Raw genomic sequence first — 18,238 nt, 5'->3', positions numbered from 1 at the left:
CCTCAGGTTTAATATAACAGAGCCACTATAAAAAAAACTATAGTGGCTCTGAATTTTTACGATGTTTTTCAAAATCTGTCTAACAATGACAAATTTTGACACACAGCAAGGTTAATTAAGCACGTGCGCTTGATTCACCTGTTTCACGGTCTAGACCGAATGCAGTGTGTAGAGCACGTACAGCAAGCTCTAAGTATTTCTCATCAATAATCACTGAAATTTTGATTTCAGAAGTCGAAATCATCAAAATATTAATGCCTTCTTTTGCAAGAGCAGTAAACATTTTGCTTGCAACACCTGCGTGTGAGCGCATACCAACACCAACAATCGATACTTTAACGATGTCTGCGCGAGTTGCAACTTCACGTGCACCAATTTCTTGTGCAGTCGCTTCAAGAATGGCTTTCGCTTTTGATAATTCACTACGGTTAACTGTAAATGTGAAATCAGTTGTGCCGTCTTCTTCAACGTTTTGGATAATCATATCCACTTCAACATTGGCATCACCAATTGGTGAAAGGATGTTTGAAGCGATACCTGGTTTATCCGGTACACCAAGAATAGTTAATTTAGCTTCATCACGGTTGAACGCGATACCTGAGATGATTGGTTGTTCCATGTTGTCTTCCGCTTCAGTGGTGATTAGTGTCCCGACGTTTTGTTTAAAGTTTTCGTCGAATGCGCCATCATCGTCATTATCAAAACTTGATAATACGCGTAAAGGCACTTGGTATTTACCGGCAAATTCTACAGAACGAATTTGAAGGACTTTAGAACCAAGTGATGCCATTTCAAGCATTTCTTCAAAAGAAATACGATCAACTTTTTTCGCTTTTGGAGCGACACGAGGGTCAGTGGTGTAAACACCATCAACGTCTGTGTAAATCTGACATTCATCAGCTTTAAGTGCGGCGGCCAATGCAACACCCGAAGTGTCAGAACCACCACGACCTAGAGTCGTAGTGTTACCTTCGGCATCAAAGCCTTGGAAACCTGCCACTACAATGACACGTCCAGCGTCAAGGTTTGAAGTCAATACATCCGTATCAATCGCTTCAATACGCGCCTTGGTAAATGCGCTGTCGGTTTTAATACCGACTTGACGGCCTGTAAGTGATTTAGCTTCAACACCAATAGAGTTAAGTGCCATTGCTAACATAGAAATCGTTACCTGTTCACCCGTAGACACCATTTGGTCTAATTCGCGTGGATCAGGGGTTTCGGTAATGGCTTTCGCTAAAGCAAGTAGACGATTGGTTTCGCCACTCATTGCAGATACAACAACCACAACTTTGTGACCGTGATCATGCCAACGCTTTACACGACGAGCAACATTTAAAATGCGCTCTGGAGTACCCATTGAGGTACCGCCATATTTTTGAACGATTAATGCCATAACTATCCTTACCAAGTAAATAAGTCTAAAGACTTAAAGCACTTACACATATTTTAAGACCGCACTTGAGCGCGATTTTAATATACCACGTAGCTCATGAACTCCAAGGTAGGAGGAGTTCAAATAGATACTTTGTGTCTGCAGGGGATTCACATGAACCCAGCCTTTTAGACTCCATTTTCATCATTTAGCCAGAGGTTGAATATTGGTTTCAACATGATGATTGAGTTTGCGTTTTCACGCATCAACAGGGTTTAAGCAGGATCCAGCATTAAAAAACACACTACTTAAACCTGTTGATTTGCTCAAAGGAGGTGAGTCACTTTGAGCTATAGGACTTTTGGTCTTATTTTGCAGCTAACCATGCAACGAGGTCAGTCATTACTGCTTCAAGTTTGTCGCTATAAGGCGCACCACCTTGAGCCATATCAGGTTTACCACCACCTTTACCACCAAGCTCTTGACCAAGGTGTTTGATGATGTCACCTGCTTTTACAGCAGCAGTGTATTCTTTAGCAACCGAAGCAATCAGGCTCAATTTGTCGGCATCAACCGCTGCGATCACGATCACAGCATTGTCTAACTTAGATTTCACACCATCGTGCAAGTTGCGAAGTGATTTCGCATCTACACCTTGAACGGTAGTGATTAATGTTTTGCGGCCAGCAATCTCTTGAACTTGACTTAATAACTCAGCTGCTTGGAAGCTTGCTAATTTTTGGTTCAATTGTTCAATTTGTTTTTGCAAGCTAGACGCTGTGTGAGATAAAGCTTCAACTTTTTCTAAAGTTTGATCTTTTTGCGCTTTAAGCAAGTCGTTAATTGCATGAATGTCACGATCAGCTTTTTGCGCAGCTTCAACCGCTTTAGTACCAGTAACGGCTTCAATACGACGTACGCCTGCAGCAACACCGCCTTCAGATGTGATCTTGAATAGGCCGATGTCACCTGTGCGTTTAACGTGAATACCGCCACAAAGTTCGATAGAGAAGTTTTTCTCATCTTTGGTTGTACCCATTGAAAGTACACGTACTTCGTCACCGTATTTCTCACCGAACAACATCATCGCGCCTTTTTCTTTAGCCGCATCGATGTCTAAAAGTTCAGTTGAAACAGCCGTATTGGCAATCACTTCGGCATTGACAATGCGTTCAATTTCTTGAAGCTGTTCAAATGAAACAGGTTGATCATTGGCAAAGTCAAAACGTAAAAGTTCGCTGGCAACCAATGAACCTTTTTGCTGTACATGCGTACCCAAAACTTGGCGCAGCGCTGCATGTAAAAGGTGAGTCGCAGAGTGGTTGCGTGAAGTTGCTGCACGGATATCCGCCTTAACAATCGCTTCAACCGCTTGAGCCGCTTTTAAGTTACCCATGGTCACGATGCCTTGGTGTACAAAAGCGCCGCCTGATTTTTTGGTGTCTTGAACTTCAAAAATACCAGTTTCGTTTTTGAAGATACCTGTATCGCCAACTTGACCGCCGCTTTCTGCATAGAAAGGAGTTTGGTTTAGAACGATCAGCGCTTCATCGCCTTCAAAAACTTCATCAACTTGTTCGCCGTCTTTGTAGATTGCAACAATTTGACCTTGGCCTTGAGTTGCGTCATAGCCGTCAAATTGAGTCTCGCCTTCAACTTTCACAATTGAGTTGTAGTCGACAGCAAATTTACCAGCATCACGCGCACGTTGACGCTGAGCTGCCATTTCAACTTCGAAACCAGCTTCATCAATGGTGAGATCACGTTCACGTGCAATGTCTGCTGTAAGGTCAGTCGGGAAGCCGTAAGTATCGTAAAGTTTAAATACTGTTTCGCCCGGAATCACTGAACCTTTAAGTTGAGCCAATTCACCTTCAAGCAATTTCAAACCTTGCTCTAAAGTTTTTGCAAATTGTTCTTCTTCTTTTAAAAGCTGAGCTTCGATACGTGCTTTTTGTGCTTCCAGTTCAGGATATGCAGCACCCATCACGTTAATTAACGGTTGAAGCATTTTGTGGAAAAATGAACCTGTCGCACCCAATTTGTTACCGTGACGCACTGCGCGGCGGATAATACGGCGAAGTACATAGCCGCGGCCTTCATTAGAAGGGTTAACACCGTCTGCAATCAAGAAGCAGCATGAACGTGCATGGTCAGCCACAACTTTAAGTGAAGCAGGGTATTCAACCGGTTTGTTTTCTGCTTGCGCTTTTGCTTCAAGTTCAGTGGTATCTAAACCGATGATTTCTGCAGCAGCTTTAAGCAGGTTTTGGAATAGGTCGATTTCGTAGTTTGAGTTTACATGCTGTAAAACTGCAGAAATACGCTCAAGGCCCATACCTGTATCTACAGAAGGTGCAGGAAGGGCATGCAGGACACCATCAGCAGTACGGTTGAACTGCATGAATACGTTGTTCCAAATTTCGATGAAACGGTCGCCATCTTCTTCAGGCGTGCCCGGCAAGCCGCCCCAAATGTGGTCGCCATGGTCAAAGAAGATTTCAGAACATGGACCGCAAGGACCTGTATCGCCCATTGCCCAGAAGTTATCTGAAGCGTATTTTTCGCCTTTGTTGTCACCAATACGGATAATACGTGAAGCGTCTAGACCAATATCTTTGTTCCAGATATCAAATGCTTCGTCATCTGTGTGGTAAACAGTGGCATATAGTTTATCTTTTGGTAGACCTAACCATTTTTCGTTGGTTAAGAAATCCCAGGCAAATGTGATGGCATCACGTTTGAAGTAGTCACCAAATGAGAAGTTACCCAACATTTCAAAGAACGTGTGGTGACGTGCTGTATAACCAACGTTGTCTAAGTCGTTGTGTTTTCCGCCGGCACGGACACATTTTTGTGAAGAAGTTGCACGAACGTAGTCACGTTTTTCAAGACCGAGGAAGCAGTCTTTAAACTGGTTCATACCAGCATTTGTGAACAATAGTGTTGGGTCGTTGGCAGGTACCAGAGAACTCGACGCGACACGTGTATGCCCTTGCGATTCAAAGTAGCTTAAAAAAGCTTCGCGAATTTCAGCTGATGTCATAAAACGAGTACTCACAACCAAGTCTCTCCTAATTTCGATTTGGTAATAGCCTATCAAGCAAGTCTCACAAAATTTTAAAGCTGGCTTGAGATGCTGACATAAAATTTAAAAACGCTAAATTATAACGGAAAAAGGTGTAGTGACCAATGATTTTCGGCTATCTCTATGACTTTTTATATGTTTTAAATTTAGCACCTATATTTTTAGATTTTTAAACCTTTGGAACGCTGAAAGTATTCATTGATTAATCTTGTGAGCGCACTGTTGCTGCGTTTTATTTACTGATGTTGCGCAGTAACATCAGAAGCGCAATTTGATCCAAATAAAAGAACGATACGCGGTAACGTCATCCGCAAGTGTTTGAGATAGTGCTACTTTTAATCAAAAATGTTTTTGCGATATTTTCAATAATTTGACGCTAGTGAAAGAGTTTTGTCGGTGAGGTGCATTCACGGCAAGTTGGTTTCCTTACGAAGCACGCTTCTCATTTTGCCGAATGAGAAACAATGTTTCGTAAGAGTACCTCCAGCCGAAGGCTAATACCTTTATCAATTCAAAAATGTAAGACTCCGTCGAATAAACTTAAAAAGCATTTTAAAAATGCTTAATTACTTTTACGACATAACATGAGTTGTTTATATGTCTTGAAAAGCTTTGAAATTTCAAATTCAACATGTTGATGAATGCTCTACATGAAGGTGGGTTGCTTTTATATTTTTCAGTTCATTGGGAAAATTGCATGTTTATACCCAATTTAATCATAGTGTTTGGACTTGATCTTAGTGCTGTACATTTCTAGTGAAGCTAATATTTAGATCTATACAGGTGCTAAAGTTGAACCGTACCGGGTTTGTCGGAGACCAACTTTCTTGAGAGAATGTTCCAATGACAAAACCAAAATATACCCCTGAAATCAGAGAAAGAGCGGTTCAATTATTGATTGAATCTGAAAAAGATTATCCTTCTACTTGGGCTGCAATCACAGCTATTGCACCTAAGATTGGTTGTACTCCTGAAACATTGCGTGTTTGGTATTTAAAGCATATGGATCAACTAAATCCTGCCAAAGTACAACAGATATCTGACCAAGAAAAAATGAAGCAAATGGAACGTGAAATTAAAGAATTAAAACGTGCCAATGAAATTCTACGTAAAGCAGCCGCTTTTTTCGCCCAGGCGGAGCTCGACCGCCCACACAAATAATGGTGGATTTTATCCAGAACAATAAAGATCGATATGGTGTTGAAGCGATTTGTAGAATTTTACCGATTGCAGCTTCGACCTATTATCGGGCTTTAGATCTCGTTGATAACCCAGAACATCGAGCGAAACGTGCTCTGCATGATTTATATCATGCAGAGCAAATCAAACGTATTTGGAAAGAAAGTTTAGGTCGATATGGTGTGCGTAAGGTCTGGCAACAATTGAAACGTGAAGGTTATGTTATCGCACGTTGTACAGTTGCTCGATTGATGCAGAAGCTAGGTATACAAGGTGTTTGGCGTGGTAAGAATAAACAAACCACCCGTAGCCGAGATGATCAAAAACGAGCAGATGACTTAGTAAAACGCAATTTTAATGCAGATCATCCTGACCCTTGCGAAGCAATGCTTCTCAGGTCGCTGACTTCACGTATATTCAAACTCATTCAGGCTGGGTCTATACCGCCTTTATTATTGATGTGTTCTCGCGAGCAATTGTTGGATGGAAAGTATCAACACGTATGAATACAGATATGGTGCTCGATGCACTGGAGCAAGCATTGCATGATCGAGGCATGCCAAAGAACGTGATTCATCATAGTGACAGAGGCGTGCAATATCTTTCCATTCGTTATACCAATCGTTTAGAAGCAGCAAATTTACGAGCATCAGTCGGTACGACCGGTGATTCATACGATAATGCTTTGGCTGAAATGGTGAATGGCTTATACAAAACAGAGGTGATTGAATATTTAAAAGCGGATTGGCAAGGTTTAGCGGATGTACAACTTGCGACACTAAACTGGGTAGATTGGTTCAATAAAGAGCGTGTACACAGTGCACTGGGTTATGTATCACCTTTTGAGTTTGAAGCAATGTACTATGATAAGATTAACCCGTTAGGTCAGGTGGCCTAACTTAAATAAAAAAGTCTCCGACAAACCCGGTACGATTCAAGTTTTATAAAAATAAAGCCCAATAAGCATTAAACGAATAAATGATAACGTTTTCATGTTGAAATCCATTAATATATAGATGCTTTATTTTTGTTTTAAAACGAAGGATTGGTCATGCAGCGAGTGGCAATTAATGGATTTGGTCGAATCGGACGCAATGTATTACGCGCTTGGTTTGAAAATCTAAAGGAATTTCACTATGAAATTGTTGCCATAAATGATGTCGCTGATGTGGAAACCATGGTGCATTTGTTTAAATACGACACCACGCATGGTCGTTTTGCAGGCCAAGTCGACATTCTTGAACAAGATGGCGCTATTTTTCTAGAGATCTCTTGTGCCCAAGCACATCTCAAAGTGCAAGTTTTAAATGAAGCACAGCCGAGTCTTTTGCCTTGGCAACACCTGAATGTCGATGTGGTACTCGAATGTACAGGTTTATTTAGATCGCGAGAGGCAGCCACACAGCATATTGGTGCAGGTGCCAAACGTGTGATTATTGGTGCTGCGCCGTTTGACAGTGTTGATGCTGCGATTGTGTATGGTGTTAATCATCATGAAGTCAAAGCGACGGATCAAATTATTTCGAGTGTGTCGTGTACCACGCAGGCTTTGGTGCCTTTAGTCAAAATTATTGATGATGCCTTTGGTATAGACACAGCACTCATGACAGAAATTCATGCTGTGACTGCGGATCAGTCTGTATTGGATCATGCACATCGTGACTTACGTCGTGCGCGAGCTTCAGGTCAAAATATTATTCCAACAACCTCTTCAGCTCTAGGTGCGTTGAAACGGGTCATGCCGAAAATGGAAGATCGAATCGATGGCTATTCGATTCGTGTGCCGACTATCAATGTTGCTGCAATCGATTTAAGTTTTGTGTCTCAATCAGTTATCACCAAGCATAAGTTAAATGCAGTGTTAAGCAAAGCTGCACGTTTTGATTATCATGAAATTATGTCAGTAACCGATGAGCCCTTGGTCTCAAGTGATTTTAATCATTCACCTTATTCATTGATTGTCGATTTGAATCAAACCATGGTGGTAGGAAAGCAAGCAAAAGTTTTCGCATGGTATGACAATGAATGGGGCTATGCGAACCGCTTGCTCGATTTATGTGAAAGTTTTCACTCTTTATAAAAATTCAAACTTATCCAATATAGAAAACATCTACTAGCTTGTAGGTGTTTTTTTATTTTCTAAAATTAGATGAAAAATCATGCGTAATCTCGTTGATGTATCTCGAAAATATTGAAAAACTTTAAAAAATATTCAAGCACAGCCAATTTATTGTTTAAGATGAAAGTCAAAGAAATATATAAAGAGTATTGAGCATGATGTTGATGTTACTTTGGGGATTTATTTTATTATTGGCGCTGGCGGTTATATTTTTAATTTGGCTACAGTTTAATCGTGACGTATCGCAATCTACCGCGCATGAAACCTTGCCACTTGAAGAAAAAGTGGTGCATTTAGAAGCCAACCTGAAAAAGACCTTGGAAATTATGCAAGATCTTGCAAAGAAAATGCATATCCAGCAAGAAGTATTAGATCAAACCACTCACAAATTACAGCAAGTTGAATTGCAAAATGCAGAGTTGGTGAACCTTTTGGCAAAAGTAGTCAAGACAGACCAAAGCTAATCAAAAAAATACAAAAGACTGCCCACACCTCGATATCTGCATGAAGCATGTGATCTCAAGGTATGGGTATTTTTTATCCAATAAGATGATTCCTAATATTCATCATCATTGGGTTTAAATCGTAGTTCACGCGTTATTCAAAACATGATCGCGTATTACTTAGTTAAATCAAAATTTGTCTTAATACTGCTGCTGAAAGCATGCTAATCACAACGGTAGGCAATAACGAAAAACGTGATGCTGCAAATAGGGTAATAGCCATCGCGATCAAATCAGCAGGATTATCTTTAACAAAATAAGGCGCGATCACTGAGATCAACACACAGCCGGGAACAACTTCCATAATTTGACGTTGTTTGTTGGTGAGGCTACGGTTTTTCAGTAACACATAACCCAAGATACGGGTCAGGTAAGTGGTTAAGGCTATAAATAGAATCGCGATCAGGGTGCTAGTGTGGATCATGCATCATCTCCAATTAGGAAAAATGCAGAAGCAATGCCAGTAACTGCGCCAATCGGAACATACCAGCCCGCAGGGAGATACAAGTAAGCCAAAGATGCGGCAATCAAACTGACCAGCCATGGACGCGCCGCTTTAAAGCCTTTCCACATGCCACGCAGTAAAACAAGAAATACAGCAGGGAAGGCCATATCAAAACCAAGTCGACTAATATCGCCAAGTATCGGCCCGATCATTGCCCCTAGCGTGGTAAAGCCAACCCACATCAAATATAGAGCACAGCATAAGCCTGCATAGAACATCAAACTAAAGGCGCGCTGAATTCCCAAAACATTAGATTTTTTTTGCGCATCGGCCAAACCTACGGCCCAACTTTCATCGCACATAAAAAATAAAGCGGTATAAACCTTACGATTCGGTAGATGTCGTAAATACGGGACAAGGCTCGCCCCCATTAATAGGTGCCGACTATTCACTAAAAACGTAATAAACATCAGCATGAGAATATTAGGGGGATTGGTCCAAACTTCCAAAATGGCAAATTCAGAACCACCGGCAAAGTTAAGGCCAGTCAAAAGCGGAACTTCTAAACTAGAAAAGCCTTTATGTGTTGCCTGAGCACCCAAAACTAATGCAAAAGGAATAATGCCCAGCAGCATTGGAATAGATGTTTTTAGACCTCGTTTAAACTCAATAGAATGCTGTGAGTGGGTGTGATTGAGTGTACTTTGTCTAAACATCAACATGACGTTTTCCATGAAGCGAGATCGAAAGCAATATTTTATGGATATCTGAGCGGCATTTGGCAGCTATTTTATGGAAGATTGCTTTTATTGTGCAATAAAATTGCTAAAATAAAGATTATTGTGAAATTTAGTGCCTTTATTGATGGATCAGATAGATAAACGCATTTTGCAAGCATTACAGCAAAATGGAAAACTACAAAATAATGAATTGGCCCAACTAGTTGGTTTATCACCTTCGCCGTGTTTGAGACGGGTTAAGCAACTAGAAGATGAAGGCTATATTGAGAAATATGTGGCTTTACTGAATCAGTCAAAATTGAATTTAAGTTTAACGGTATTTGCGCGGATTTGGCTAAAAGGTCAAGATGCAAAAACCGTGAATGATTTTGTCGCAGCGATTCAAACGATGCCTGAGGTGGTTGAATGTCAACTCATGGCAGGGGATTGTGACTTTTTCTTACGTATCGTCGTGGCAGATTTAGAAGCCTATCGAAAGTTTCAGATTCATCATTTAACGCAGATCGCCAGTGTGCAAAATGTAAAAACAGAGATACCGTTACAGGCTGTTAAACAAACTACAGCGCTTCCATTGGATTGATGTTCGTGTCTTAAATTAAGTTATTGAGCCTGATCATATTTATAACTTTGTTTAAAACTTCATCTATAGAAAGTAGGATGCTTATTATTTTTTATCAAATGGTTAAAAAATAACGTTCACAGGATTTTAAAATATAAGCATAAACATATATTTATTTGTAAAAATTAAAGCTGTTGATGAAGTAATGAATGCTGAAGCATCTTTTATGAAAAAGTCGTGTGCAAGCGTAAAACTATCGTGCTAAACTAGGAGAAATCGGGTGTGCTCCCGATTTTTTTATGCGGATTTGTTCCGCGCTGACAAGAATTTAGGTTTACAACATGCCCATTTCAGAGACATGGTTATTACCTGATGGTGTAGCTGATGTACTGCCAGAACAGGCGCAAGTGATTGAATCTTTGCGTCGTGAAGCATTAGATTTCCTCGCATCTCGAGGTTATCAGTTGGTGTACACGCCATTCATTGAATACATCGAATCTCTATCTTCTCTTTCAGAATCGAATCAAGATTTAGACTTAGCCACTTTTAAAGTGATCGATCAACTTTCAGGTCGTTTGCTTGGTGTGCGTGCCGATATGACACCACAAGTGGCTCGTATTGATGCGCATGTACATCCTGTCGAAGGTGTAGCTCGTTATTGCTACGCTGGTACAGTACTACATACTAAACCACAGGGTTTTAATACCACACGTGCACCTTTACAGTTAGGTGCAGAATTATTTGGTTCAGACAGCATTGATGCTGACGTTGAACTGATTGATGTCATGATCAACTTGCTTGCTAAAGCAGGTCATGCAGATGGTATCCATCTTGATTTAGGGCATGTCGGTTTATTCCGCAGCATGGTGAAACAAGCTGGCTTGAGCAAAGCAGTTGAACGTCAGTTATCTGACTTGTATCAACGTAAAGCTTTACCTGAACTTGCTGAATTCACACAAAGCATTCCAAATGGTGCTGACTTCTATACTTTAGGTCGTTTTGCAAGTGACTTAGATGCATTGCAAGCCAATTTAACGGCTGATGTATTGGCAAATGAAGCATTTAAACTGGCTTTTGATGCAGTGAAATCGACTCAAGCGGCAATCCAAGCTCGTTGGCCAGACTTACACATTGGTATCGATGTGGTTGAACTTCGTTCATATCATTATCACACTGGTTTAATGTATGCCGTATATGCACCAAACCGTGCTGCGCCATTGGCTCAAGGCGGTCGCTATGACGGTATTGGTGAACACTTCGGTCGCGCGCGTCCAGCTACAGGTTTTTCTTGTGACCTATATGCATTAACTGCAGGTCAAGTTCAGAAAAACCAAGTTTTGGTTGCACCAAAAGGCATCGAAGCAGATTTATTAAAGGCAATTGAAGCAGCACGTACCGAAGGATTCAGTGTTGTTCAATTGTTAGGTAATGATGATTTAAGCTCAGCACCGTATGCAACGCACCAGTTGGTGAATGCAAATGGCGAGTGGACAATCAAACAAATTTAATCTCGGATGTGCCTGCGGGCACACACGTTTTTTCCAATTTTAACAGCATGATGCAATGAGGCTATTATGGGCAAGAATGTTGTGGTACTTGGTACCCAATGGGGCGACGAAGGTAAAGGTAAGATAGTCGACCTGCTCACAGATCAAGCGGCTGCGGTAGTTCGCTATCAAGGCGGACACAACGCAGGTCATACACTTGTGGTTGGTGGTAAGAAAACTGTTTTACACCTCATTCCATCTGGTATTTTACGTGACAACGTATTGTGCTTAATTGGTAATGGTGTTGTTTTATCACCTGAAGCTTTAATCCACGAAATGGAAGTTTTAGAAAAAGAAGGCGTGCCTGTACGTGAACGTCTACGTATTTCTCCAAACTGTCCGTTGATCCTTCCACACCATATCGCCCTTGACCAAGCACGTGAGAAAAAACGTGGCAATGCGAAAATTGGTACAACAGGTCGTGGTATCGGTCCTGCATACGAAGACAAAGTGGCTCGTCGTGCAATCCGTGTTGCTGACTTGGTTCGTGGTGGTGCTCATCTTAAAGCTCAACTAGAAGAGCTTCTTGAATACCATAACTTCCAATTGACTCAATTCTTCGGTGTTGAAGCCGTTAAAGTTGAAGATGTAATCGCTCTATGTGACGAATGGCGTAAAGTCATCGAACCTATGGTGATGGACGTGACTGGCGAACTTCATGCTTACCGTAAAGCAGGTAAGAAAATCATGTTTGAAGGCGCGCAAGGTTCACTTCTTGACGTTGACCACGGGACATACCCGTATGTTACTTCTTCAAACACAACTGCTGGTGGCGTAAGCTCTGGTTCAGGTCTTGGTCCATTGCACCTTGACTATGTATTGGGTATCACTAAAGCGTACACAACTCGTGTAGGTGCTGGTCCGTTCCCAACTGAACTTGTTTATGATGCTGCTAACGATGTTGGTGATGCAATCGGTAAACACTTGGGTACTGTAGGTTCTGAATTTGGTGCGTCTACTGGCCGTCAACGTCGTTGTGGCTGGTTCGATGCTGAAATTCTACGTCGTTCAGTAGAAGTAAACTCACTTTCTGGTATTTGCTTAACTAAACTAGACGTTCTAGATGGTTTAGAAGAAGTGAAAATCTGTGTAGGTTACGAAGCAGCTGATTCTGGTTGTGTAGGTTCTTCTGATGCGCTTGCATTTGAAACTTTAAAACCAATCTACGAAACCATGCCAGGTTGGTCTGAGTCTACTTTCGGTGCGAAATCACTAGATCAATTGCCACAAAATGCAATTAACTACGTGAAACGTTTAGAGCAATTGATTGAATGTCCAATCGACATCATTTCAACTGGTCCAGACCGTGATGAAACAATCGTATTACGTCATCCATTCGACGCATAATGTGCTGTTGAATTAAGATGTAAAAGCCTCGCGAAAGCGGGGCTTTTTTTATATAGCGAAGAACATAACTTCAAAAAACAGCATGTATTATAAACTGATAGTACTCAGTAACATCCGAAGTGCCATTTGATTCAAATAAAAGAATGATACGCGATAATTCATCCGCAAGTGTTTGAGACAGGACTACTTTTAATTAAAAATGTTTTTGCAATACTGTAAATATTTTGACACTAGTGAACGAGTTTTGTCGGTGAGGTGCATTGCACCGCAAGATGGTTTCCTTGCGAAGCACGCTTCTCATTTTGCCAAATGAGAAACAACGTTTCGTAAGAGGTACCTCCAGCCGAAGGCTAATCCCTGTATTTAAACCCAAGATGTAAGACTCCGTTGAATATACTTAAAAGTATTTAAAAAATGTGAAATTATTTTTACGGGGTAACATCAGATATTAAATTTAAATAATGGAAAAATAAAGATTTTGAAAAAAATAAGCATAAAAATATTGAGTCAGTCAATTTTTTGTATATATTTGACACTCTTTATAAATAACTAGAGATCATGATGAATTATAAAAAATCTTTGGCATGCTTTGCCGTAGCAGCTTCTTTATCAGGTTGTACCACGATTGCTGATCTTGCAGGTGCTGATTCTGCATCTTTGAACTTACAAGCAACACAGTCTTATAACGCAATGCTGAAAGACGCGCAGACCAAACAAGTGCTCGATACCAAGTCTGCGACTTATCAAAAAGTAAACCGTGTTTTCTGGAAAATGAAACCGTTTGCAGATCAGATGAATCAAACGGGTCAGGCTTTTGATTGGAAAGTTGCCGTGATCAAGTCTAAAGAAATCAATGCCTATGTCGCACCCGGTGGCAAAGTTGTTTTCTATACAGGAATCGTCGAAACACTCAAACTTACGGATGATGAAGTCGCTGCAATCATGGGTCACGAAATGGTTCATGCCTTAGAAGAACATGCAAAAAATAAAATTGGCGCTTCAGCACTAACCAATCTTGCGGTGAGTATCGGTTCACAATACGTAGGCAACGCTGCAGGCGGCTATGGTGCAACCTTGCTTGATTTGGGTAGTCAGTTCGGTGTGGGCTTGCCGTATTCTCGTAATTTGGAAAGCCGCGCGGATAAAGGTGGCCTAGTGATGATGGCAAAAGCTGGATATAACCCAGAAGCAGCGATCTCGTTGTGGAAAAAAATGAATGCGAATGACAACAGTGGCAATGATGCACTGAGCAAATTTATGTCTACACACCCAAGTAATAATGATCGTATTGCTGCTATGCAAAAAATGATGCCAGAAGCACAGCAATATTATAAAAATGCGACACCTTCGAGTGTACGTCGTTAATATCGGCTGTTTTCAAGACTAAAGTTGCATTTTAGTACGCTATACACTTTGTGGTGAGTTGCTAAAATGCAATTTGAATTAGGAAGAGAAGTGCAGGATGCAAAAGAATATTTCGACCACCATTTTTTATTCTTTATTATTTGCGATGGGGGGTGCACCTACCATCGCTATGATGATCATTCGTGCCCAAACACAAGATCCACAATTGATTTATCAAGCCCTGATTGGATTGTCGGTAATTATTGCCTGTATTCTTGTGCCCATAGTTTTGATACAAAATGCTGTCCTATTTTTTAAGCGAAAAAATGTGCAGTTAGAAGAAAAAATTAAGCCTTTAATGCATGCGTATTTGGGGTTGAATGTGGTTTGTTTAATCTATTGGTTGGTTCTTCAATTTTCGGCTTAAAAAAATTACATAAATACTATTATAAGTCGCTATAACTTCGTTTTAAGCTCTAAATCATAAGAATATAATATGCATAAATTTACTTATATTTTAATGGTCTGGAGTAGCCTAAGTGAAAAAAATAATTTTAACGAGCCTGTGTGTGGCTGGTGTAATGACGATTTCGGGCTGTGCGACAGTGGCAGATATGGCAGGAGCGGATACTGCGACATTGAATGCGCAAGCAACGCAAAGTTATAACCAAATGGTGACGGAAGCTCGTGCTAAAAACCAATTAGATACATCATCAAGTACTTATAAGCGTATTAACTCAGTATTCTTAAAATTACGTCCGATTGCCAACCAGATGAATCAAACGGGTCAAGCGTTCCAATGGCAATTGGCAGTCATGAAATCTGATCAAGTTAATGCTTTTGTTGCTCCAGGCGGTAAAGTTGTATTTTATACAGGTATCGTCAATAAACTGAATTTGACCGATGCAGAAATTGCAGCGGTCATGGGGCATGAAATGGTCCATGCTCTTGAAGAACATGCAAAAAGTAAATTGGGTGCGCAAGCCTTAACTGATCTTGCACTGAATATTGGTTTAAGTGCAGCAGGTAATAATGTCGGTCAATTGGGTACTGCAGCTGCACAGTTGGGTAGTCAAATCGGTGTAGGTTTGCCTTATTCACGTTCTTTGGAAAGCCGTGCTGACCAAGGTGGCTTAATGTTAATGGCACGTGCAGGATATAACCCACAAGCGGCAATTACGCTTTGGGAAAAAATGAACAAGCTTGAAGGTGCGGGAGGTTCATCATTCTTATCAACGCATCCATCAAACTCACAACGTATTGAAGCGATGCGTAAAAATCTACCTGCAGCGCAGCAGATTTATAACCAACGTCGTTAATAGTATGAATGAATTATCCATTTTAAAAAAGCAGGCCGTGGCCTGCTTTTTTTCTATCACGAACAAAAATCATTGATAGATTTTGATGATATTTCATTTAGAGATTTAATTTCATTATCTTTTTTATCAAATTCTTTAAGGTTGTTTTGATAAGTTTTAAAGATTGTACAATTCCATTGCTTTAGCTTTTGATCCGATTCTTTCCATTGATAAGGGTTCCATTTTTTTTCGTTACTTATTTTAATGGATGAATTTTCTAGGTCGGTTAAAAAATATTTTGCAAATTTAGTTCCATACCAAACATTATCTTTAAATACCAGTGAACCATCAATATAAGTTCTCTTTAGAAGCTCATCGGGGACTAAGAATGCATCTTTTTGTTGTTTGAAAAACAAACGCCGCCACATGTGATTATAGTTTTTATTAAAGAATTGCTCATTAACTTGTAATGCATTTTGGGGTAATGCACGTAATTGAGTTGTTTGCGGTGTAATATCACGTCTATAGCCAAATCCTAAAAACTATAGAACAATAGAGATATGGGATATTCAAAAGATTTTAAAGACAAAGTCATAGAAATTATGATTCGAGATGAAATGTCTGTGCGAAAAGCAGCACAGCATTTTAACATCTGTATACAAACGATTCAGAACTGGAAAAAGTCCACTACAAACAAACCTATTCCTGGCCGTCCAGCTAAAATTAGCAGAGAGCAAATATTGAAGGATGTTGAACAATATCCTGATGATTATCAGTATGAGCGAGCTGAACGTTTAGGAGTAAGCACTCATGCGGTATTTAATGCATTACATGCCGCAGGAATATCGCGTAAAAAAAGACGTTAAAGCATCCTAAAGCAGATCAAAATCAACGTCAGCAATTTCAAAATCTCATAGAGTGTTTAGAAGGGAAATTGCCTCTGATTTACATAGATGAAAGTGGTTTTCAAAGTGAAAGTACCAGAACTCATAGTTATAGCCTTCAAGGAACACGTGCTGAAGGTGAATTTAACTGGCAGTTGAAGAATTGCAGTAATGCGATCGGTGCAATTATCGAAAATAGATTGTTGACAGTTGGTGTGTTTAATTGTTCTGTGAATACAGAAGTATTTGAATGTTGGATTGAACAGGATTTATTACCTAAGTTGAAAGAAAGCAGTGTTTTGATTATGGACAATGCGACCTTTCACAAAGGGAAAAGACTTCAGGAGTTGATACGTTGTGCAGGCCATTACATTGTGTGGCTTCCTAAATATAGTCCAGATTTAAATCCAATAGAAAATATGTGGTCACGAGTCAAGGCGATTCGAACTAAGTTTAGAGTTAAAGATATTGATAAATTATTTAAAGATTACTGTAATGATTTATTTGGTATTTAGCTATAAGTGCACGTTCAGCCCAATTAGCCATACTTTCCAAGTACCATGCGTTTTTAAATTGTGCATAGCTATATTGGTATAAATGAAATAATTCGTGAGTGATCGTAGTCCAATAATTTCCAGGAAAGTCTTTTAATTGATTTGAAATAGAAATGCTGATAAAGCAAAGATTATTTTTAAGATTCGTGGCACTTGGCGCTCGAGATGAGTTTTCATAGGCGAGCCCATTTCCTTTTAGTTCGTGTACATATATGGCAATAGCCTTTACATTCTTATATCTTGGGCTTTTTAGAGGATGTCTAAATCCTGCTAGTTTAAAGATATCTCTTGATGCGACTGCTTGGATGGCAATATCTTCGATATAGTCAGGAATTGCATTATTGTTTGTATCGTTCAGATTTTGGATGCGGTCTGTACTTTTCTGTTTATCCGAATAAAAAATATAGAATTCATCTTTTTGATAGACGCGATTGAGTTGCTTTGCGCTTTTTAATTCGAAACTGCGACAAGTATCGCTAGATCCGTATGCTGGAAAAGACATATTTATGAGACATAGACTTAATAGAAGGGTATGAGTTTTCATTCTTATTCAATAAATTATTTGCTTTACATGAAATATAGCAAATAAAAAAAGGCAAAGTAAAAACTTTGCCTTTTTGCACTTGAGATCAGAGGATCTTAGTGGTGGTGACCGCCTGCACCGTGTACGTGACCGTGTTCAAGTTCTTCAGCAGAAGCTTCACGGATTTCAACGATTTCAACTTCGAAAGTTAAATCTTGACCAGCAAGTGGGAAGTTTGCATCAACAAGAACGTTGTCGCCTTCAACCGCTTTAACTGTCACGATTTGAACGCCGTCATCAGTTTGAGCTTGGAATTGCATACCAGGTTGGATGTTGTCCACGCCTTGGAACATTTGAGCAGGAACTTCTTGAACGAGATCAGGATTGTATTCGCCATAACCTTCAGCAGCAGGAACAGTTACAGTGAATTTTTCACCAACAGTTTTGCCTAAAAGTGCTTTTTCAAGACCTGGAATGATGTTACCAGCGCCGTGCAAATATGCTAGTGGCTCACCTTGAGATTGGTCGAGAGTTTCACCCTCTGCATTAGTCAATGTGTAGTGGAAAGAAACCACAGAGTTATTTGCAATAGCAGTCATGTTATTGATCCATTCAATTTTTTAAGGGTTACATCATAAAGTGAAATTGCACTTTTGTAGACTAAATTTATCAAAAAAATGCAATTTTTAAATGTTTATGATGCTTTTTTCATTAATCGGGGCAGATCTGTAAA

The 18,238-nt window shown here is 40.0% G+C and carries 17 protein-coding genes, 1 pseudogene and 1 other annotated feature; of the genes and pseudogenes, 11 read left to right on the top strand and 7 right to left on the bottom strand.

Going from position 1 to position 18,238, the window contains the following annotated elements:
* Positions 1-115: 115 nt before the first annotated feature.
* Together MST16_RS11255 and alaS are read right to left on the bottom strand one after the other, a co-directional pair.
* Positions 116-1,396 carry an aspartate kinase gene (locus tag MST16_RS11255; RefSeq protein ID WP_078194395.1) on the bottom strand — a complete coding sequence of 427 codons (1,281 nt, stop codon included), beginning with the start codon at positions 1,394-1,396 and terminating at the stop codon, positions 116-118.
* Between the two features lie 346 nt (positions 1,397-1,742).
* Positions 1,743-4,436 carry an alanine--tRNA ligase gene (gene alaS / locus MST16_RS11250; RefSeq protein WP_180010843.1) on the bottom strand — a complete coding sequence of 898 codons (2,694 nt, stop codon included), beginning with the start codon at positions 4,434-4,436 and terminating at the stop codon, positions 1,743-1,745.
* A gap of 870 nt (positions 4,437-5,306) precedes the next feature.
* Between alaS and MST16_RS11245 the strand changes: the two are divergent.
* The 3 genes and pseudogenes from MST16_RS11245 to MST16_RS11235 all read left to right on the top strand — a co-directional run bounded on the left by MST16_RS11245 (position 5,307) and on the right by MST16_RS11235 (position 8,225).
* Positions 5,307-6,540, top strand: a pseudogene (locus tag MST16_RS11245) (IS3 family transposase).
* Positions 5,582-5,698: a sequence feature (AL1L pseudoknot), on the top strand. Its footprint overlaps the pseudogene before it by 117 nt.
* A gap of 153 nt (positions 6,541-6,693) precedes the next feature.
* Entirely contained in the window at positions 6,694-7,722 is a 1,029-nt protein-coding gene (locus MST16_RS11240; protein WP_180012240.1) for a type I glyceraldehyde-3-phosphate dehydrogenase, read from the top strand.
* 200 nt (positions 7,723-7,922) lie between these two features.
* Complete coding sequence (locus MST16_RS11235; protein ID WP_078189224.1) at positions 7,923-8,225, top strand: hypothetical protein; 303 nt, start codon at positions 7,923-7,925, stop codon at positions 8,223-8,225.
* 163 nt (positions 8,226-8,388) lie between these two features.
* On the opposite strand, the gene MST16_RS11230 is transcribed toward MST16_RS11235, so the two are convergent.
* Complete coding sequence (locus MST16_RS11230; protein WP_180012238.1) at positions 8,389-8,688, bottom strand: AzlD family protein; 300 nt, start codon at positions 8,686-8,688, stop codon at positions 8,389-8,391.
* Entirely contained in the window at positions 8,685-9,431 is a 747-nt protein-coding gene (locus MST16_RS11225; protein ID WP_180012236.1) for an AzlC family ABC transporter permease, read from the bottom strand. Before MST16_RS11225 ends, MST16_RS11230 begins: the two co-directional genes overlap by 4 nt.
* A gap of 142 nt (positions 9,432-9,573) precedes the next feature.
* On the opposite strand from MST16_RS11225, the gene MST16_RS11220 reads away from it, so the two are divergent.
* The 6 genes from MST16_RS11220 (at position 9,574) to MST16_RS11195 (ending at position 15,565) form a co-directional block, all read left to right on the top strand.
* Positions 9,574-10,029, top strand: coding sequence for an Lrp/AsnC family transcriptional regulator (locus tag MST16_RS11220; RefSeq protein WP_078189073.1), 456 nt, complete (start codon positions 9,574-9,576; stop codon positions 10,027-10,029).
* Between the two features lie 320 nt (positions 10,030-10,349).
* Positions 10,350-11,516 carry an ATP phosphoribosyltransferase regulatory subunit gene (locus tag MST16_RS11215; RefSeq protein ID WP_168379351.1) on the top strand — a complete coding sequence of 389 codons (1,167 nt, stop codon included), beginning with the start codon at positions 10,350-10,352 and terminating at the stop codon, positions 11,514-11,516.
* 66 nt (positions 11,517-11,582) lie between these two features.
* The gene (locus MST16_RS11210) at positions 11,583-12,902 is read left to right on the top strand and encodes an adenylosuccinate synthase (protein ID WP_078189071.1); all 1,320 of its coding nucleotides are present in this window, start codon (positions 11,583-11,585) and stop codon (positions 12,900-12,902) included.
* Between the two features lie 561 nt (positions 12,903-13,463).
* On the top strand, positions 13,464-14,267 hold the full coding sequence (locus MST16_RS11205; protein ID WP_078194387.1) for a M48 family metallopeptidase: 804 nt from the start codon (positions 13,464-13,466) through the stop codon (positions 14,265-14,267).
* 97 nt (positions 14,268-14,364) lie between these two features.
* Positions 14,365-14,673, top strand: coding sequence for a hypothetical protein (locus MST16_RS11200; RefSeq protein WP_180012234.1), 309 nt, complete (start codon positions 14,365-14,367; stop codon positions 14,671-14,673).
* A 154-nt stretch (positions 14,674-14,827) separates the two neighbouring features.
* Positions 14,828-15,565, top strand: a complete 738-nt coding sequence (locus MST16_RS11195) for a M48 family metallopeptidase (protein WP_180012243.1) — start codon at positions 14,828-14,830, stop codon at positions 15,563-15,565.
* Between the two features lie 56 nt (positions 15,566-15,621).
* Here the strand turns inward: MST16_RS11195 and MST16_RS11190 are convergent, their stop codons facing one another.
* A complete protein-coding gene (locus tag MST16_RS11190; RefSeq protein ID WP_180012232.1) occupies positions 15,622-15,972 on the bottom strand; it encodes a hypothetical protein in 351 nt (116 codons plus the stop codon).
* 132 nt (positions 15,973-16,104) lie between these two features.
* On the opposite strand from MST16_RS11190, the gene MST16_RS11185 reads away from it, so the two are divergent.
* A complete protein-coding gene (locus tag MST16_RS11185) occupies positions 16,105-16,410 on the top strand; it encodes an IS630 transposase-related protein (RefSeq protein ID WP_087547287.1) in 306 nt (101 codons plus the stop codon).
* Between the two features lie 47 nt (positions 16,411-16,457).
* The gene (locus MST16_RS11180) at positions 16,458-16,943 is read left to right on the top strand and encodes a transposase (protein WP_227554803.1); all 486 of its coding nucleotides are present in this window, start codon (positions 16,458-16,460) and stop codon (positions 16,941-16,943) included.
* Here the strand turns inward: MST16_RS11180 and MST16_RS11175 are convergent.
* Both MST16_RS11175 and MST16_RS11170 read right to left on the bottom strand, forming a co-directional pair.
* Entirely contained in the window at positions 16,909-17,484 is a 576-nt protein-coding gene (locus MST16_RS11175; protein ID WP_180012280.1) for a hypothetical protein, read from the bottom strand. The two genes, MST16_RS11180 and MST16_RS11175, sit on opposite strands and share 35 nt — an antisense overlap.
* A gap of 137 nt (positions 17,485-17,621) precedes the next feature.
* Positions 17,622-18,104 (bottom strand): peptidylprolyl isomerase, encoded by a 483-nt coding sequence (locus MST16_RS11170; protein ID WP_078189067.1) that lies wholly within the window; start codon positions 18,102-18,104, stop codon positions 17,622-17,624.
* Positions 18,105-18,238: the final 134 nt, after the last annotated feature.

Source organism: Acinetobacter sp. YH16040_T, assembly GCF_024605785.1.
Lineage (GTDB): Bacteria > Pseudomonadota > Gammaproteobacteria > Pseudomonadales > Moraxellaceae > Acinetobacter > Acinetobacter amyesii.
The sequence above is the reverse complement of the archived record's forward strand: the minus strand, read 5'-3'. Positions and strand labels throughout refer to the sequence as shown.

What these genes read in the sequence shown, in the direction of transcription:
- MST16_RS11200 (WP_180012234.1), top strand. Translation starts at nt 14,365, where the DNA reads ATGCAAAAGAATATTTCGACCACCATTTTTTATTCTTTATTATTTGCG.
- MST16_RS11175 (WP_180012280.1), bottom strand. Translation starts at nt 17,484, where the DNA reads ATGTCTTTTCCAGCATACGGATCTAGCGATACTTGTCGCAGTTTCGAA.
- MST16_RS11195 (WP_180012243.1), top strand. Translation starts at nt 14,828, where the DNA reads ATGACGATTTCGGGCTGTGCGACAGTGGCAGATATGGCAGGAGCGGAT.
- MST16_RS11215 (WP_168379351.1), top strand. Translation starts at nt 10,350, where the DNA reads ATGCCCATTTCAGAGACATGGTTATTACCTGATGGTGTAGCTGATGTA.
- MST16_RS11220 (WP_078189073.1), top strand. Translation starts at nt 9,574, where the DNA reads ATGGATCAGATAGATAAACGCATTTTGCAAGCATTACAGCAAAATGGA.
- MST16_RS11185 (WP_087547287.1), top strand. Translation starts at nt 16,105, where the DNA reads ATGGGATATTCAAAAGATTTTAAAGACAAAGTCATAGAAATTATGATT.
- MST16_RS11210 (WP_078189071.1), top strand. Translation starts at nt 11,583, where the DNA reads ATGGGCAAGAATGTTGTGGTACTTGGTACCCAATGGGGCGACGAAGGT.
- MST16_RS11255 (WP_078194395.1), bottom strand. Translation starts at nt 1,396, where the DNA reads ATGGCATTAATCGTTCAAAAATATGGCGGTACCTCAATGGGTACTCCA.
- MST16_RS11170 (WP_078189067.1), bottom strand. Translation starts at nt 18,104, where the DNA reads ATGACTGCTATTGCAAATAACTCTGTGGTTTCTTTCCACTACACATTG.
- MST16_RS11205 (WP_078194387.1), top strand. Translation starts at nt 13,464, where the DNA reads ATGAATTATAAAAAATCTTTGGCATGCTTTGCCGTAGCAGCTTCTTTA.
- MST16_RS11240 (WP_180012240.1), top strand. Translation starts at nt 6,694, where the DNA reads ATGCAGCGAGTGGCAATTAATGGATTTGGTCGAATCGGACGCAATGTA.
- MST16_RS11225 (WP_180012236.1), bottom strand. Translation starts at nt 9,431, where the DNA reads ATGTTGATGTTTAGACAAAGTACACTCAATCACACCCACTCACAGCAT.
- MST16_RS11230 (WP_180012238.1), bottom strand. Translation starts at nt 8,688, where the DNA reads ATGATCCACACTAGCACCCTGATCGCGATTCTATTTATAGCCTTAACC.
- MST16_RS11190 (WP_180012232.1), bottom strand. Translation starts at nt 15,972, where the DNA reads ATGTGGCGGCGTTTGTTTTTCAAACAACAAAAAGATGCATTCTTAGTC.